General features: G+C 60.3%; 14 protein-coding genes. 4 read left to right on the top strand and 10 right to left on the bottom strand.

Going from position 1 to position 16,445, the window contains the following annotated elements; translation table 11 throughout:
• Window positions 1-7: 7 nt before the first annotated feature.
• Window positions 8-1,615, bottom strand: coding sequence for a cytochrome-c oxidase, cbb3-type subunit I (gene ccoN / locus ACXAG8_RS10910; protein ID WP_475224085.1), 1,608 nt, complete (start codon window positions 1,613-1,615; stop codon window positions 8-10).
• A 195-nt stretch (window positions 1,616-1,810) separates the two neighbouring features.
• Here ccoN and ACXAG8_RS10905 point away from each other — a divergent pair, with 195 nt between their 5' ends.
• Window positions 1,811-2,650 (top strand): universal stress protein, encoded by an 840-nt coding sequence (locus ACXAG8_RS10905; protein WP_475224083.1) that lies wholly within the window; start codon window positions 1,811-1,813, stop codon window positions 2,648-2,650.
• Window positions 2,651-2,703: 53 nt separating this feature from the next.
• Here the strand turns inward: ACXAG8_RS10905 and ACXAG8_RS10900 are convergent, their stop codons facing one another.
• Both ACXAG8_RS10900 and fnrL read right to left on the bottom strand, forming a co-directional pair.
• Window positions 2,704-2,958: a GlsB/YeaQ/YmgE family stress response membrane protein gene (locus ACXAG8_RS10900; protein ID WP_475224081.1), complete on the bottom strand. Its 255-nt coding sequence runs from the start codon at window positions 2,956-2,958 to the stop codon at window positions 2,704-2,706.
• Between the two features lie 159 nt (window positions 2,959-3,117).
• Window positions 3,118-3,861, bottom strand: coding sequence for a transcriptional regulator FnrL (gene fnrL, locus ACXAG8_RS10895; RefSeq protein WP_475224078.1), 744 nt, complete (start codon window positions 3,859-3,861; stop codon window positions 3,118-3,120).
• 61 nt (window positions 3,862-3,922) lie between these two features.
• On the opposite strand from fnrL, the gene hemN reads away from it, so the two are divergent.
• Together hemN and ACXAG8_RS10885 are read left to right on the top strand one after the other, a co-directional pair.
• Window positions 3,923-5,278: an oxygen-independent coproporphyrinogen III oxidase gene (gene hemN / locus ACXAG8_RS10890; RefSeq protein WP_475224074.1), complete on the top strand. Its 1,356-nt coding sequence runs from the start codon at window positions 3,923-3,925 to the stop codon at window positions 5,276-5,278.
• A gap of 212 nt (window positions 5,279-5,490) precedes the next feature.
• Window positions 5,491-7,422 carry an elongation factor G gene (locus ACXAG8_RS10885; RefSeq protein WP_475224072.1) on the top strand — a complete coding sequence of 644 codons (1,932 nt, stop codon included), beginning with the start codon at window positions 5,491-5,493 and terminating at the stop codon, window positions 7,420-7,422.
• Window positions 7,423-7,445: 23 nt separating this feature from the next.
• Here ACXAG8_RS10885 and ACXAG8_RS10880 read toward each other — a convergent pair whose 3' ends face one another.
• From ACXAG8_RS10880 to ACXAG8_RS10860, 5 genes are all read right to left on the bottom strand, one after another.
• Window positions 7,446-9,023, bottom strand: a complete 1,578-nt coding sequence (locus tag ACXAG8_RS10880; protein WP_475224069.1) for an ABC transporter ATP-binding protein — start codon at window positions 9,021-9,023, stop codon at window positions 7,446-7,448.
• The gene (locus ACXAG8_RS10875) at window positions 9,020-10,126 is read right to left on the bottom strand and encodes an ABC transporter permease (protein WP_475224064.1); all 1,107 of its coding nucleotides are present in this window, start codon (window positions 10,124-10,126) and stop codon (window positions 9,020-9,022) included. Before ACXAG8_RS10875 ends, ACXAG8_RS10880 begins: the two co-directional genes overlap by 4 nt.
• Complete coding sequence (locus ACXAG8_RS10870) at window positions 10,127-11,212, bottom strand: microcin C ABC transporter permease YejB (protein ID WP_475224061.1); 1,086 nt, start codon at window positions 11,210-11,212, stop codon at window positions 10,127-10,129.
• 7 nt (window positions 11,213-11,219) lie between these two features.
• On the bottom strand, window positions 11,220-13,157 hold the full coding sequence (locus ACXAG8_RS10865) for an extracellular solute-binding protein (RefSeq protein ID WP_475224058.1): 1,938 nt from the start codon (window positions 13,155-13,157) through the stop codon (window positions 11,220-11,222).
• 168 nt (window positions 13,158-13,325) lie between these two features.
• The gene (locus ACXAG8_RS10860; protein WP_475224166.1) at window positions 13,326-13,835 is read right to left on the bottom strand and encodes a c-type cytochrome; all 510 of its coding nucleotides are present in this window, start codon (window positions 13,833-13,835) and stop codon (window positions 13,326-13,328) included.
• A 119-nt stretch (window positions 13,836-13,954) separates the two neighbouring features.
• Between ACXAG8_RS10860 and ACXAG8_RS10855 the strand changes: the two genes are divergently transcribed.
• Window positions 13,955-14,788, top strand: coding sequence for a prephenate dehydratase (locus ACXAG8_RS10855; RefSeq protein ID WP_475224054.1), 834 nt, complete (start codon window positions 13,955-13,957; stop codon window positions 14,786-14,788).
• A gap of 61 nt (window positions 14,789-14,849) precedes the next feature.
• On the opposite strand, the gene ACXAG8_RS10850 is transcribed toward ACXAG8_RS10855, so the two are convergent.
• Both ACXAG8_RS10850 and nudC read right to left on the bottom strand, forming a co-directional pair.
• Window positions 14,850-15,317, bottom strand: a complete 468-nt coding sequence (locus ACXAG8_RS10850; protein WP_475224050.1) for an SRPBCC family protein — start codon at window positions 15,315-15,317, stop codon at window positions 14,850-14,852.
• 39 nt (window positions 15,318-15,356) lie between these two features.
• Window positions 15,357-16,340 (bottom strand): NAD(+) diphosphatase, encoded by a 984-nt coding sequence (gene nudC / locus ACXAG8_RS10845; protein WP_475224048.1) that lies wholly within the window; start codon window positions 16,338-16,340, stop codon window positions 15,357-15,359.
• Window positions 16,341-16,445: the final 105 nt, after the last annotated feature.

Below are 16,445 nucleotides of genomic sequence, written 5' to 3'. Positions count from 1 at the left end.
CCTCCCTCTATTCAGCCGGGACCGCGACGGTCAGGCTGGCCTCTTTGGCCGGTGCCTTCCGCACAGTCATCCACAGGTTGTAGCACATGATCACGGCGCCAGCGACGAACATCACGCCACCCAAAGCACGCACCACATACATCGGGAACTTGGCAGCCACGGTGTCGGCGAACGAGTTCACCAGGAAGCCGTTGGCATCCACTTCACGCCACATCAGGCCTTCCATGATACCGGTGACCCACATCGACGCCGCGTAAAGCACGATGCCGATGGTGGCGAGCCAGAAATGCCAGCTGACCATTTGCAGCGAGTACAGACGCTCTCGTTTCCACAGCACAGGCACCAGGAAGTACAGCGCACCAAAGGTGATCATGCCGTTCCAGCCCAGCGCGCCCGAATGTACGTGACCAATGGTCCAGTCGGTGTAGTGGCTGAGGCTGTTGACGGCGCGAATCGACATCATCGGGCCTTCAAAGGTGGACATGCCGTAAAAGCCGACCGAGATCACCATCATCCGGATCACCGGATCGGTGCGCAGCTTGTCCCATGCACCCGACAGGGTCATCAGACCGTTGATCATACCACCCCAGGACGGCATCCACAGGATGACCGAGAACACCATGCCCAGCGTCGAGGCCCAGTCAGGCAGCGCGGTATAGTGCAGGTGGTGCGGACCAGCCCAGATATACAGGAAGATCAGCGCCCAGAAGTGGATGATCGACAGCTTGTAGCTGAACACCGGGCGTTCAGCCTGTTTCGGGATGAAATAGTACATCATGCCCAGGAAACCGGCGGTCAGGAAAAAGCCCACGGCGTTGTGTCCGTACCACCACTGGATCATGGCGTCTTGCACGCCCGACCAGACGATGACCGATTTCGAACCCCAGATGCTGACCGGGATGGTCATGTTGTTGACCAGGTGCAGCATGGCGACGGTGACGATAAAGGCCAGGTAGAACCAGTTGGCCACATAGATATGCGGCTCTTTCCGCTTGATGATCGTGCCGAGGTAAACCGCAAGGTAGGCCACCCAGACAACGGTCAGCCACAGGTCGACATACCATTCGGGCTCGGCATACTCTTTGGACTGCGTGCCGCCCAGAACATAGCCGGTCGCGGCCAGGACGATGAACAGCTGATAACCCCAGAACACGAACCACGCCAGGTTGCCGCCCCACAGGCGCGCGGCGCTTGTACGCTGAACCACGTAGAACGAGGTTGCGATCAACGCGTTGCCGCCAAAGGCGAAAATCACCGCCGACGTGTGCAGCGGGCGCAAACGGCCAAAGTTCAGATAGCCCTGCGCCCATTCAAAGTTGAGCACCGGAAAGGCCAGCTGAAATGCGATGAAGGTTCCCGCCAGGAACCCCACGACACCCCAGAAGGCCGTTGCGATCACGCCGTATCGGATCACGTCGTCCATGTACTCGCCCGAGCGGTCGACAAGAATATCTGGCTCATCTGTGTTTCGAAGCGTCCAGATGAACAACCCACCGGCGATCAACATCACCAGAATCGCGTGCACCTGATACGCCAAATCCCGCGCGTAATTGGTTCCGATCGCGGCAAACACCACGACAAGACCAAGCGCGATCAGCTTGATGTAATTCGACATATTGCGTCCCTTTGCCATTCCCCGCGTGATTCCATTGCCGCGCAGGGCCTTTTTGACTGGCTGTTTTAATGATCGACAGCAGGCAATGCTGCTTTGATCTGTATCAAGACAATAGCCGGTTTTCTGTGACAGGCATAACGCAACGAATGGGTTAGCCGACGTGCCAGAACCGTTCTTCCGACAAATGAGGTCCAGATGGCGTATAAATCCCTGCTTACAGTTATGACGGAAACCCGGCGCGCCGAACGCGCCCTGGCCCAGCTGGTTTCACTGGCCCAGGCCATGGATGCCCATGCCGAGGCGCTGTGCCTCGGGGTCGATCGCAGTCAGACGGGCTATTACTATGCCGGGGCCAACGCGCTGATTCTGCAGGAAACGCTCAGCCGCGCGAATGCCGAGGCTGACGAGGTTCTGGGCCATGCACAGGCCTTTCTGGGCAAGGCCGGGATCCGGTGGTCAGCCGAGAATGGCGTTGCCCAACTGGCCGATATCGGGCGCCATGTTGCGCATCGGGCGCGGTTTTCGGACCTTGTCGTTCTGCCGCAACCCTATAGCAAGGATTGCCCGGCCGAGGCGGAACCGATTGTCGAGGCCGCGATGTTCGAAGGCCACGCCCCGGTGTTGATCGTACCCGAGCAGGGCGAGCCGTTTTCAACCCCACGCACCGTAATGATCGCCTGGAACGAAAGCAGCGAAGCGATGCGCGCCATCCGGTGCGCCCTGCCCTTTCTGAAACAGGCCGAGCTTGCACGGATTGTGGTGATCGACCCGCCGCGGCACGGGCCCGACCGATCCGACCCCGGCGGGATGCTGTCACAGATGCTGGCACGCCACGGCATCAAGTGCGAAATTGACGTGCTGAGCAAGACGATGACCCGCGTGTCCGACATCCTCAACCGCCACGCAACCGACACCGAATCCGACATGATCGTGATGGGGGCCTATGGGCATTCGCGGTTCCGCGAAGCAATCCTGGGCGGGGCGACCCGGAACATGCTTGAGCAAGCCACGGTGCCGGTTTTCCTTGCCCATTGACGGCAGACCGGATCAAACACCCGCGCCGCCCCCAAGGGGGCGGTTTTGCCTGCTTAGACCTTTTTGATCAGGCCGATCAGGAACAAAAGGATTACGGCGCCTACGGTGGCAAAGAAAATGGACGAGATCGCGCCGCCGCCCACGGCAAAACCGAGCGCCGGAAAAAGCGTTCCGGCCAGGAACGCCCCTACGATGCCGACGATGACGTTTCCCAACAGGCCAAAGCCCCGGCCTTTCATGATCTTGCCCGACAGCCAACCCGCAATCGCGCCGATAATCAGCATTGCCAAAACGCTACTGAATTCCATAATCAACTCCTGGTCCGATGATTTGCGCAATCGCAGTAGACCATGTCAGGCAATACAAGTCACACCGAAGATGTCGGACCCCGCTGAGTGTGCCGCTCTGAACCGCCCGCGCGGATCGGGTGTCGGGTCAGGCGAAACCGGGCAGAGGGTCGGCCGGTGTCACACCGGAAACCCGCCATCCGAGTCGTCGCCGGCCTCTTCCATCAGGCGGCCCATATCCGGGATCGTGACATGGCGCTTGCCTTCCAGCGAGATCACGCCGTCTTTTTTCAACGCCGAGACCTGTCGGCTGACGGTTTCCAGCGTCAGGCCCAGATAATCCGCCATCGCTTCGCGTGTCAGCGGCAAGTCAAAGGTGATGGGACCGGCCATGGCCGTCTTGCTGACCGAAGCATCCCGGCGCGCGATGATGGACAGCAGGCTGGCGAATTTCTCGCGTGCCGTCTTGCGGCCCAGCACCAGCATCCATTCCCGCGCGGCGTCCAACTCGTCCAAAGTCATCTGCAACAGGCGTTGGGCGATATGCGGGGTTTTGCCCATCAGGTCTTCGAAGGGTTTCTTGCGAAAACAGCACATGACCACATCGGTTGTCGCCTGCACATCATAGGGGGCGATTTCCCGCCCTGGCCTGCCGACAAAATCACTGGGCAGCAAAAGCCCGACCATCTGGGTGCGGCCATCTTCCATCGTTTGCGTCAGCGACGCTATTCCAGATACCACCGAACCGACAAAATTCATCGGATCACCGGAGAAGATGATGGTCTGGCCTGCCTCGAAGCTTCGGTAATATTTGATGTCCTCAAGCTCTTCGAGCTCGTCCGTTTCGCATTGTGCGCAGACCGCGCGGTGGCGGATCGGGCAGTCGTCACAGTTGGAATGGTCAAATTGGGCTTTGAGTGTCATTCGCGTTTCCACTTGATCTCGGTCAAGGTATCCGACCTGTTCGCCCTCTAACGGTATCGCTATGATAGTGAAACCTCAATTGGCAAAGCTTGGACTTTTTGACGCGAAGGTTCCGCGTTACACAAGCTATCCCACCGCTCCTCATTTCAACAATGACGTCGGGCCGGACATGTTCGGCAACTGGATCGCGGGTATTGAACCCGGAAGCCAGGTGTCGCTTTACATCCACGTTCCGTTTTGCCGCCGCCTGTGCTGGTTCTGCGCCTGCCGGACGCAAGGCACGCAAACGGATAATCCGGTCATCGCCTATGTCGATGTCCTGAAGGCCGAACTGGACCTTTTGGCCGCCCGGCTTCCGTCGGGGGTGACATTGTCGCGCCTGCATTGGGGCGGCGGCACGCCGACCCTGCTGAATGCGGACCTGATGCGCGACCTGGCCGGGCATATCCTTGGCATCGTTCCCTTGGGCCCGGATGCCGAGTTCTCGGTCGAAATCGACCCGAACGAGATTGATGAAGACCGGCTGGATGCGCTGGCCGATTCGGGGATGAACCGCGCCTCTATCGGTGTACAGGATTTCGACGACGAAATTCAGAAGACCATCGGCCGTATCCAAAGCTATGACACGACCCGGCACGCCATCGACATGATCCGCGAACGCGGGATCGGCAGCCTGAATGCCGATATCCTTTATGGCCTGCCCCACCAGACCCGTGCGCGCATGACCGAAAGCGTGCAGAAGCTTCTGTCGCTGGCCCCTGACCGGGTTGCGCTTTATGGTTATGCGCATGTGCCGTGGATGGCCAAGCGCCAACAGCTGATCCCCTCGGATGCCCTGCCCACACCGCAACAGCGTCTGGACCTGTTCGATACGGCGCGGCGCCTGTTCATGTGGGACGACTACGCCGAGATCGGCATCGACCATTTCGCCACCCAGGATGACGGGTTGACCCATGCCCTGCGCGCGGGTCGGCTAAAGCGCAATTTCCAGGGCTATACCGACGACCAGGCCCAGGTCCTGATCGGGGTTGGCGCCAGCTCAATCTCGCGCTTTCCGCAGGGCTATGCCCAGAACGCCCCCGCCACGTCCGCCTATAACAAGGCGATCCGCGAAGGGCGCTTTTCCACTTCGCGCGGTCACCTGTTCAAGGGGCAGGACATCGTGCGCGCGCGCCTGATCGAGGCCCTGATGTGCGATTTCGAAATCGACGCGCGGGAAATTCTGCGTGACCACGACATCTCGGCCAGTGAATTGCAGGACATGTTCAGGTCCGCAAACGCCGCGTTCGACGGGCTGCTGCGTGTGACCGGCGACAAGCTGATCATACCGCCCGAGGCGCGCGCGCTGACCCGTATGATCGCGCGTAACTTTGACGCCTATGACCTGAGCAAGGCAGGCCACAGCTCGGCAATCTGACCGGATACAGGCCGGTCCGGTTGCGTCTCCTTGCGCAGAACAAAGAACGCGGGACTTGACGCGCGCGGGGGGTTTTCCCCACACTTGCACCATGGGCGGCCATGCCACCCAAAGCCGAGGCAGGCTGAAAATCAGGCAGATCGTGCCGACGCCCCGCAACGGGCGCCCCCTTTCGTGCAGACGCACCGCAACCGGAAAGAGGGACAGCACCCATGCGCGTTTTCACAGTCCTCGGCCCCAGCCAGTCAGGGAAAACCACCCTGGTCGAGGCCATCAGCCGCCTAGATGGCCGGCCCACAACCTTCGATGTTTCCGGAACCGTGCATTTGCACGGTTTTTCTTATTTGGACGAACCATGGTGTGCCATCGACGTGGATGGCGGCAGCGACACGCTGGCCTATGTCGGCCCGGCCATGGCGATATCAGACGCCGCTGTCGTGGTTGTTCCGCCGGACCCGGACGCGGCTGTTCTGTGCGCCCCGTATCTGCGCCTGGTCGAAGAAGCCGGTATTCCCTGTTTCCTGTTCCTCAACCGAATGGACAATCCCAACGGCCGTATCCGGGACATCATCGCCGCGCTTCAGACCTATTGCACCCACCATATCGCCCTGCGCCAGGTGCCGATCCGCGAGGGCGACACGATCGTTGGCGCGGTTGACCTGATCTCGGAACGGGCATGGAAGTACCAGGAGGGGCAGCCTTCGGCCCTTATCGAATTGCCGCAATCGGTCGAGGTTCGCGAACAGGAAGCCCGCACCGAATTGCTGGAAACCCTGTCCGATTTTGACGACGCCCTGCTGGAACAGCTGATCGAGGACAAGCAGCCGCCCAGCACAGAGGTCTATGACCTTGCGGCGCAAGTGTTGCAGAACCACCAGATCATTCCCGCCTGTCTTGGGGCCGCCAGCCATGGCAACGGCCTGACCCGCCTGATGAAGGCATTGCGGCACGAAGCGCCGGAATTCGACATTGCGGCCGGGCGCGACGAGGCCGCGGACACCGCCTGCGCCATTGCCGGGTTTGCCGATGTGAAAAAGCACATCGGCAAGATCATCGTCCTGCGTGGCCTTGGCCGGGGCATCAAGGCGCACGAACCCTTGGGCGGCGAAACCGTGGGCAGCCTGACGGCACTGGATGCCAAGACCCAGATCGGCGCGCTTGAGGCCGGCCAGATCGGGCTGGCGGTCAAGTCAGATCACCTGAACCCCGGTTTTCTGTATGACGAGGCATCCGCATCGCCCCTGCCCGAATGGGCCTCGTCACACCCGGCGGCACACCGGCAACGTGTTTCACCGGCGCATGAACGCGACGATGTCCGCCTGTCCAATGCGCTCGCCCGGCTGGTCGAAATTGATCCGGGTCTGCATATGGGACAGGATGAACTGAGCGGGCACGCCATTCTGGGCGCACAGGGGCCACAGCACATGCGCCGTGTAACGGCAAAACTGGCCGAGGATTTCGGCGTCGAGGTTCAGTGCGACGCCGTGGAAACGGCCTATCGCGAGACCATCCGTACATCCATCGAACATCGCCACCGCCACCGCAAGCAATCAGGTGGCGCGGGCCAGTTTGCCGATGTCGTGATTTCCGTCGCGCCAATGCCGCGCGGTTCGGGGTTCAGCTTTGAAGAAGTGGTCAAGGGCGGCGCGGTGCCAAAGAACTATATCCCGTCGGTCGAGAACGGCGCCAAGGATGCGCTGGTGACGGGCCCCCAAGGGTATCCGGTCGTCGATGTCAAAGTCACGCTGAGCGACGGCAAGCATCACAACGTGGACAGTTCCGATTACGCGTTCCGCACCGCGGGCAAGAATGCTGTGCGCGAGGCCCTGCCGCAGGCCAAGCCGGTTGTCCTGCAACCCATTCTGAACGCTGAAATACACCTGCCATCGGATTTTGTCGGGGATCTTGTTCCCACGATCAGTACGTTACAGGGTCAGGTTCTTGGGTTCGAGGGCAATCCCAACGCCTCGGGCTGGGAAATCTTCAACGCAAAGCTGCCTGCCGTGGCCGAGGATGAATTGCACCGTGCCCTGGCCAGCGCGACGCGCGGCACCGGGTGGGTCAGGCTGAGTTTCGACCATTACGAAGAACTGCGTGGCCCGGTGCCGAAATCGGCATCGCAAGAAAAGGTCGAGAACGCCTGAACCCGGCGCGCCGCGGGGTCGTATCACCCCGCCGCCGCAATCAGTTCCCGCGTATACTCGGTCTGGGCGTTTTCGAACAGATCCTCGGCCGCGCCCATCTCGATCACGTCGCCGTTGCGCATGACGATCACGTTGTGCGACATGGCCCGCACGACCTTTAGGTCGTGGCTGATGAACAGATAGGCCAGCCCGTATTTGCGTTGCAAATCGCGCAACAGATCGACGATCTGCACCTGCACGGTCATGTCCAGCGCACTGGTCGGTTCGTCCAGCACCAACAGCTTGGGCCGCAGCACCATGGCCCGCGCAATCGCGATGCGCTGCCGCTGACCGCCCGAAAACTCGTGCGGGTAACGGTCCATCGCGGCGGGGTCCAGTCCAACCTCGGTCATCACCTCGGCCACCAGGTCGCGTGGCGCGCGGTGGGGATCGACCTTGTGAATTGCCAGCCCCTCGGCGATGATCTGCATACAGGTCATGCGCGGGCTGAGGCTGCCGAACGGGTCCTGAAATACGATCTGCATATCCTTGCGCAGCCTGCGCAATTCGCGCGTTGACCAGCGGCGCACATCCTGGTCGCGGAAGGTGATGCCGCCTTCGGAGGCGATCAGCCGCATGATCGCCAGCGCCAGCGTCGTCTTGCCCGAACCGCTTTCACCGACGATGCCCAATGTCTCGCCCGCGCGGACCTTTAGCGATGCGTCATTGACGGCTTTCACATGGCCCACCGTGCGCTTGAGGAACCCCCGCTGGATCGGAAACCAAACCTTCAGATGATCGGTCCGCGCGACCTCTTCGGCGTCCGTGTCGACGGGGTCGGGCTGGCCCGACGGCTCGGCGGCCAGCAATTTGCGCGTATAGGGATGCTGAGGGTTGTCGAATATTTCGGTCGTCACACCGGATTCGACGATCTCGCCATCCTTCATGACGCAGACCCGGTCGGCGATGCGGCGCACGATGCCCAGGTCATGCGTGATGAACAGCATCCCCATGTTCTCGGATTTCTGAAGCTCTGCCAGCAATTCGAGAATCTGCGCCTGGATGGTCACGTCCAGCGCCGTGGTCGGCTCGTCCGCGATCAGGATATCCGGCTTGTTGGCCAGCGCCATCGCGATCATCACCCGCTGACGCTGCCCGCCGGACAGCTGGTGCGGGTAGCTGTCCAGACGATCCTGGGGATCGCGAATACCGACCTTGGTCAGCAGCTCGACAATCCGGTCCCGCGCCGCTTGGCCCGATACGCCCTGGTGCAGGGCCAGCGATTCCGCCATCTGCTTCTGGATCGTGTGCAACGGGTTGAGCGAGGTCATCGGCTCTTGGAAGATAAAGCTGATATCGTTGCCGCGCACGCCCATCAGCTTATTTTCCGACGCGCCAATCATCTCGTCGCCGTCATACCGGACCGACCCTTCGACAATGGCGCTGTCGCCCAGCAAAGACACCGTGCTGAGCGCGGTAACCGATTTGCCCGACCCGGATTCGCCCACCAGCGCAACCGTTTCGCCACGATCCACGGTAAAGGAAACGCCCTTGACCGCTGCCGAGACCTGCCCGTCTTGCCGGAACGAGACCTTGAGGTTGTTCACATCCAAAAGGCTCATGAGAAGGTCTTTCTGGGATCAAACGCATCGCGCACGCCCTCAAAAATGAAGACCAGCAGCGACAGCATGACGGCAAAGGTGAAGAACGCGGTAAAGGCCAGCCACGGCGCCTGCAGGTTCTGCTTGGCCTGCAAGGTCAGCTCGCCTAGCGACGGGGCCGAGGATGGCAGGCCAAAGCCAAGGAAATCCAACGAGGCCAGCCCGCCGATGGTGCCGGTCACGATGAACGGCATAAAGGTCAGCGTGGCAACCATTGCGTTGGGCAGCATGTGGCGGAACATGATGGTCATGTTGCCAACCCCCAGGGCCCGCGCGGCGCGAACATATTCAAGGTTGCGCGCCCGCAGGAACTCGGCCCGGACAACGCCGACAAGCCCGGTCCAGCCGAACAGGATCATCAGGGCCACCAGCAGCCAGAAACTTCGCCCCAGGATCGCAAACATGATGATGATGACGTAAAGCGACGGTGTCGCCGACCAGATCTCGATTACCCGCTGGAAAATCAGGTCCAGCCAGCCGCCAAAGAACCCCTGTATGGCACCGGCGAAAATGCCGATCAGGCTGGCCGCACCAGTGACGACAAGCGTGAACAGGATCGACAGGCGAAAGCCGTAGATCACGCGGGCGAGAACGTCTCGTTTGGTGTCGTCGGTACCCAGCAGATTCTGACCGTTGGGCGGCAAGGGGGCCGCGCCGGGCCGGTCGACCGATGTGTTGTAGGAATACGGGATCAACGGCCAGACCGACCATCCCCGCTCGAACCCGTCTGCCTCGAATGTTCCGGCCTCGATCTGCGCGATGATGCCTTCGGGGTCGTCAAAACATTGCTCCAGCCCGCCGCTGTCGATCAGGCAGCGCACTTCGGGGTCGCGATAGATCGCTTCGGTCTGGAAATCCCCGCCAAACTCGGTTTCGGCATAGAAATGGAAGATCGGCGTATAAAAATCGCCTCGGTATTTGATGAGGATCGGTTTGTCATTGGCGATGAACTCGGCAAACAGGGACAGCCCGAACAGAACCGAGAATATGAGCAGCGACCAGAACGCCCGGCCGTTGCGGCGGAAATTGCGCCAGCGGCGCTGGTTGAGGGGAGAAAGTGCCATTTACCCCTCGCGCTTTTCGAAGTCGATGCGTGGGTCGACCAGCACATACATCAGGTCGCTGATGATACCGACGATCAGGCCCATCAGGCCGAATATGAAGAGTGTGCCGAATATCACCGGGTAATCCCGCGCCACGGCGGCCTCGAACCCCAGGCGGCCCAGGCCATCCAGCGAAAAGATGGTTTCAATGATGATTGAGCCGCCAAAAAAGACCCCGATGAACACCGCCGGGAACCCCGCGATCACGATCAGCATCGCATTGCGAAAGACGTGACCATACAGCACGCGGTGTTCGCTCAGCCCTTTGGCGCGCGCGGTCATGACATATTGCTTCTTGATCTCGTCAAGAAACGAATTTTTCGTCAGCAGCGTCAGCGTTGCAAAGGCGGAAATCGTCAGGGCGATGATCGGCAGCGCAATATGCCAGAAGTAATCCGCAACCTTGCCAAACAGGCTGAGGCTTTCCCAATTGTCAGAGGTCAACCCGCGCAGCGGGAAAATCTGCCAATAAGACCCGCCCGCAAACAGAACCAGCAACAGGATCGCAAACAGGAAGCCCGGAATAGCATAGGCGACGATAATCATCCCGCTGGTCCATGTATCAAAGCTGGACCCGTCCTTGATCGCCTTGCGGATGCCAAGTGGAATGGACACCAGATACGCAATCAGCGTGGACCATAGCCCCAGAGAGATGGATACCGGCATCTTTTCGACCACCAGGTCGATCACACTGATCGAGCGGAAATAGCTTTCGCCGAAATCCAGCGTCAGGTAATTGCCCATCATGGTCAGGAACCGCTCGAGCGGTGGCTTGTCAAAGCCGAACTCTTTCTCGAGGTCTTCGATAAATTCCTTGGGCAGGCCCCGTGCGCCGACATAATCGCTGTCGGAACCAAAGGTTTCTTCGTTTGTGGCCCCTTCGCCGCCGGCAAACCCGGCGAACACGTCGCCTTCGCCCTGCATCTGCGCAAGAATCTGTTCAATCGGCCCGCCCGGAACAAATTGCACCAGCGTGAAGTTGACGATCATGATGCCCAGCAAAGTCGGAATGACCAACAGCAGGCGTCTTAGAATATATGCTCCCAAGGGTTTTTTACCTCAACGCGCCAGCGGCTTTCAGGGCTTCGTATTTCTCTTGGTTGAACCACCAAAAGTCCAGATAGCCAAGCCCCCGCGGCGGTAATTCCTCGGGGTGTTCGAACATGTCGTAATAGGCAACCCAATGTTCCGGGACGTAACCCGCCGGTATCTGGATACGCCGGAACCGCAGCGCACGGTCCAGCGCCTTGAGCGCGGCAATCTCTTCTTCGCGCGAATTGGTCAGCAGCGACTTTTCGATAATCGCGTCAATCAGCGGGTCCTGCAACGATTGCGGGTTATAGGACGACACCACGGCCGTTTCCGAACCATAGGCCTGTTTCAGACCGGTGCTGGCGGTCTCAAACGGCTGGTTGCGGAAGAACATCATGTCCCAGTCCTTGTCGTAATAGCGCTGGGCATACTGGGCCGTGTCGACCTTTTCCGCCTCGACCGACACGCCAAAATTCTTGAGCGTTTCAACATAGGTCGTGATGATTGCCTCGACCGTGTCCGACGAAGCGCCCGACAACATGATCTTGAACTGCATCAATTCACCATCGGCGTTGCGCAGCTTGCCATCGCTGCCGACGGTCCAGCCCGCCTCTTCCAGCAGCTTCAGCGCGCGGCGCTTGTTGCGCCGGTCGGTCGGGCGATCGGGGTTCGACGTATGCGCCATGACCGCTTCTTCGGTGAACAATTCGGCCGGGACCACGTCGCCGAGGCTTTCCAGAAACGCCTTTTCCTGACCCTCGGGCACGCCAAAGGCCTGGGCTTCGGAGTTCTCGGTAAACGAATGGCGCTGGGTCGTCAGGCCATATTGCAAAGATGCCGCCGTCCAGTCGAAGTTGAACGCAAGGCCCAGCGCCTCGCGGACCTTGATGTCGGTAAAGGGGTCGCGCAGAAAGTTGAATACAAATCCCGACGCCACCGGAGGGGTCATGTCCGGCAGGGTTTCCAGTTTGACATAGCCTTTTTCAACGGCCGGAAAATCATAGCCTGTCGCCCATTTCTTGGTGCTGCCCTCGGCCCGGAACGTATATAGCCCGGCTTTGAACGCCTCGAACTCGGCCGCGTCATCGGCGAAATACTCGACCTTCACCCGTTCAAAATTGTGCCGCCCCTTGTTGATCGGCAGGTGCCAGCCCCAATAGTCGGGGTTGCGCTTGTAGACGATGAACCGGTTCGCCTCGTAGCTGTCCAGAACATAGGGCCCGCTACCCAGCGGAATGTTCCAGCTTTGCTTGTCCAGCCTCTCTCCGGTGCGTTCATACCAGTCTTTCGAGAAAACCGGCGTGCTGCCGACCTGGGAAATCAGCGACCGGCGCGAGATACCATCCACAAAATTGTACCTGATCGTGTGGTCGTCGATGATCTCGTAGCCTTCGATGCGCTGCTTGACCGCGCGCGCATAACTGCGGATCGCCTGGTCAAGGAACAGATCATGCGTAAAGGCGGCGTCATGCGCCGTCAGCGGCGTGCCGTCCGAAAACCTGGCCTCGGGGCGCATGTGGAACACGCACCATTTTTTCGATTTGGGGTATTCGACCGCCTCGGCAATCAGGCCATATAGTTCGGTAATGGAATCTGCCGGGGTCTGCGTGCCGAACGGGCCGTCGCCGAACATCCCTTCGGCCACCAGGCCTGAATACAGCCCCGCCTTGCCCTGCCAGTTCCAGCGGTTCATCCCGTCAAAGGTCCCGCGCGTACTGACCGAGATTTCGCCGCCCACCGGCGCATTGGGGTTCACATAGTCGAAATGCGGATAATCTGCCGGGTATTTCAGGTCACCGAAAAAGGAATACCCGTGCGCCCGGATGATTTCATCCTGGTCCGCCCCGGTCGCCAGACCGGCGCCCGGCACCATCGAGGTCAGCGCGCCCGCCCCAAGCATCTGCAACGTGGTTCTGCGATCGACTTCAATCCTGAAGGTTCGCTCATCTTTCTTCACCATTGCTGCTCTCCTGCGGTCTTTATGAACCTGTATCTTGTGCGCGCCAGCTAAATTGCCAGCGGTGACAGTTGCAAGTTTAGAGTGCGTGAACGCTTTGTGAAGATTTCTTGAGACAAAAAAGCCGCTGCGCGGGGCAGCGGCCTTGGATTTTCATGATCCTGAACCGGATCAGTTGCCGATCGTCTGCAGATACGCGATCAGGTCCGCGCGATCTCCGGGCTTTTTCAAACCGGCAAAGCTCATGGAGGTGCCGGAAATATAGGCGCTGGGCTTGGTCAGGAACGCATCCAGCGCTTCGGGTGTCCAGTTGCCGCCATGCGCCTGCATGCTGGCAGAATACCCGGTGAACCCTTGGGCCGAGGCAACCGGACGGTCAACAACACCGTAAAGATACGGGCCGGTTCCGTTGGCGCCGTCTTCAAGCTTGTGGCAGGCCGTGCATTTGCGGAACACCTTGGCGCCCTTTTCCGGGTCGGCTGCGGCAAGCATTTCCTCGAACGCGACTTCAGGCTCATCGCCCCCGGATGCACCGGCACTGTCGGTTTCGATAACATATGCCGCGTCGCCATGCCCTCCGACGTGGTAAAGAACATCCGCGCCCCATTTGGCCAGAAGCAATACAAGGAAGGTGCCAAACAGGCCTGCTGCGGCCTTTGTAACTGTCATCGTGTCGAACATTGATCGCTTGTCCATTTCAGCTGTCTGCGGGGTGTCTAAGGCTTCCCCTGACAAGAGGCAAGGTATAGACACCGCGACTAAACGCCCAAATAACGAACTTGTTGCACGGAATCGACCAAATGACCAAACGCATTGCATTTCAGGGAGAACCCGGCGCCTATAGCCACGAGGCTTGCCGCGACGCGCGCCCCGACATGGAGCCGCTGGCCTGCCGTACTTTCGAGGATGTGATCGAATCAGTGCGCGCGGGTCAGGCCGATCTGGCCATGCTGCCCGTCGAAAACACGACCTATGGGCGTGTGGCCGACATTCACAGGCTACTGCCCCATAGCGGCTTGCATATTGTCGACGAGGCGTTTGTGCGGGTTCATATCAACCTGCTTGGCGTCCCCGGCGCACAGCTTGACGACATCACCGAGGCGCATTCCCATCTGGTTTTGCTGCCACAATGCGCGGGCTTCCTTAAGGAACACGATATCCGTGGCCGCGTCAGCCCCGACAATGCGCGCGCCGCGCGCGAGGTGGCCGAAGCGGGCGAAAAGCATTCGGCCGCTCTGGCCAGTGAACTGGCGGCAGAGATATACGGCCTGAACGTGCTGGCCCGGCATATCGAGGACCATGGCGACAACACCACCCGTTTTCTGGTCATGTCGCGCCAAGCCGATGATTCGCGGCGCGGGACCCACGGGATGATCACCAGCTTCGTGTTCCAGGTCCGCAACATTCCGGCCGCGCTTTACAAGGCGCTGGGCGGATTTGCCACCAACGGAATCAACATGACCAAGCTGGAAAGCTATATGGTCGACGGGTCCTTTACCGCCACGCAGTTCTATTCCGACATCGTTGGGCACCCCGATGACCGGAACGTTCAACTGGCCATGGAGGAGCTGGCCCATTTCACCACGAATGTCGAAATCCTGGGGGTCTATCCCGCCGCGCAACCCCGCGGCTGAGCCAGAACCCCGGCAGATGCACCCGTGGCGGGCAGCCTGACCGCGGCCTTCGGCGGTCAGGTCATGCGCCGTGCAGGTGGCGTTCTTCCAGTTCCCGCGCAAATTCGCTGAGCCGCAGTTGCATCTGGCGGCGGAACCGGGATTTGCCCAGCTTGAAGGACTGTAGCAACAGCCGCGCCGGCAGGGATTTTGCCGCCAGCGACATTTCGACGTTCAACCGGGTTCGGCGTTGCGACAGGGCCAGAAACTCAACCGTGGTCAAACCGGTCATGCCTTTGCTGGCCGATTGGAACTGCATCAGAACCGGGCGTTCGCATTCGCTCATGACGACCGAGACCTGTCTTGGCTTGCCACGCACCCGAAACTCGGTTTCCCAGGTCATGCCCGCCGCCGGGGGCGATTGCATGACGGTGCGCCGGACATCCACGCCGCGCCGCATCGCCATCCGTTCGAATCGCTCAAAATCCGAAACCATTTCGAAAACGGCATCGATGGGGGCTTCGATATCTTCGCGGGCTGAAAACTGCATATTCGTCTATGTATCCAGAGGTCTTGGGTCAGTGTCCTGTCAGTCCAGCGTATCTGCAAGCCAGTTTTGCAACAGAAAATGGGCAATTGCACCTTTGCGGGCAGGCAAAAGCTTGGGATTCTCGCCTGCAAAGGCCTGCATCATCTCGGATTTGGTGACCCATATCGCGTCCTCGATCTCGACCGGATCGATGCGGATGTCCTGTGACAATGCCTCGCCCGCGCAGCCAAACATCAAGGACGCAGGGAATGGCCAGGGTTGGCTGGAAAGATAGCGGACCGGCCCGACGGGGACGCCGGCCTCTTCCATGACTTCGCGCCGAACAGCCGCCTCAAGGGTCTCGCCGGGTTCAACAAAGCCTGCCAGCAAGGAATACATCCCCTCGGGCCAGCCTGGTGACCTTCCGACCAGAACGGATTGCCCATATGTGATCAGCATGATGACCACCGGGTCGGTTCTTGGAAAATGCTGGCCGCCGCAGGACGGGCAGCTGCGTTGCCACCCGGCCTGAGAGATATCGCTGCGCGCGCCGCACCTGGCGCAAAAGCCATGGGTTTCATGCCAGCCGATAACGGCCTTGGCCGTCGCGGCAAGCTCGGCGTCGCGCGCGGACAGCCGGGTCATGATCCGGCGCAGCTCGGCAAAGACGTGGCCCTGGGGCAGGTCCGGGTGTTGCTGTTCGCTTTGGTCGACAAACGCCCCGAGGCCGGACAGATCGTCCCCGTCGGGGACCCAGCCCGAGACATCCATCGCAAACAGTCCCGTCCCCGCTTCCGTCAAACCCAGAAACAACGGCGCTTCAAGCGCCCCGCCGGGCCCGCCCTGTACCAGGCCATGCGACATCGGCACCAGGGCCAGGCTGTCCAGCGCCTCGCCCATGACCAGCGGCTTGCCCCGCCAAAGCAACAGGCACCGGGCCTCTGGGTCTGTCTGGATCTCGGCCAGCCGGTCCGGGTCATTGCGGATATGCGCCGCGCGATCCAGACCGGAACCGCCAAATGTTACCTGTTCTGCGTGCTTCATTCCGTGGTTCCCGAACTTTTGTCCGGGGCTGCCACGTCTGACCCCGTGGTGCAACGGAAATTCGCGCAGCCGAAATGCCTCTGCCGTCGAAAGGCCGCATGGACG

The sequence above is a fragment of the Ruegeria sp. ABD4_443 genome (assembly GCF_056160865.1).
This window is presented reverse-complemented; position numbering and strand designations above follow the sequence as displayed.

Bases quoted from the DNA above. Each gene is read 5' to 3' on its own strand.
- ccoN (WP_475224085.1), bottom strand. From the start codon at position 1,615: ATGTCGAATTACATCAAGCTGATCGCGCTTGGTCTTGTCGTGGTGTTT.
- ACXAG8_RS10905 (WP_475224083.1), top strand. From the start codon at position 1,811: ATGGCGTATAAATCCCTGCTTACAGTTATGACGGAAACCCGGCGCGCC.
- ACXAG8_RS10900 (WP_475224081.1), bottom strand. From the start codon at position 2,958: ATGGAATTCAGTAGCGTTTTGGCAATGCTGATTATCGGCGCGATTGCG.
- fnrL (WP_475224078.1), bottom strand. From the start codon at position 3,861: ATGACACTCAAAGCCCAATTTGACCATTCCAACTGTGACGACTGCCCG.
- hemN (WP_475224074.1), top strand. From the start codon at position 3,923: ATGATAGTGAAACCTCAATTGGCAAAGCTTGGACTTTTTGACGCGAAG.
- ACXAG8_RS10885 (WP_475224072.1), top strand. From the start codon at position 5,491: ATGCGCGTTTTCACAGTCCTCGGCCCCAGCCAGTCAGGGAAAACCACC.
- ACXAG8_RS10880 (WP_475224069.1), bottom strand. From the start codon at position 9,023: ATGAGCCTTTTGGATGTGAACAACCTCAAGGTCTCGTTCCGGCAAGAC.
- ACXAG8_RS10875 (WP_475224064.1), bottom strand. From the start codon at position 10,126: ATGGCACTTTCTCCCCTCAACCAGCGCCGCTGGCGCAATTTCCGCCGC.
- ACXAG8_RS10865 (WP_475224058.1), bottom strand. From the start codon at position 13,157: ATGGTGAAGAAAGATGAGCGAACCTTCAGGATTGAAGTCGATCGCAGA.
- ACXAG8_RS10860 (WP_475224166.1), bottom strand. From the start codon at position 13,835: ATGTTCGACACGATGACAGTTACAAAGGCCGCAGCAGGCCTGTTTGGC.
- ACXAG8_RS10855 (WP_475224054.1), top strand. From the start codon at position 13,955: ATGACCAAACGCATTGCATTTCAGGGAGAACCCGGCGCCTATAGCCAC.
- ACXAG8_RS10850 (WP_475224050.1), bottom strand. From the start codon at position 15,317: ATGCAGTTTTCAGCCCGCGAAGATATCGAAGCCCCCATCGATGCCGTT.
- nudC (WP_475224048.1), bottom strand. From the start codon at position 16,340: ATGAAGCACGCAGAACAGGTAACATTTGGCGGTTCCGGTCTGGATCGC.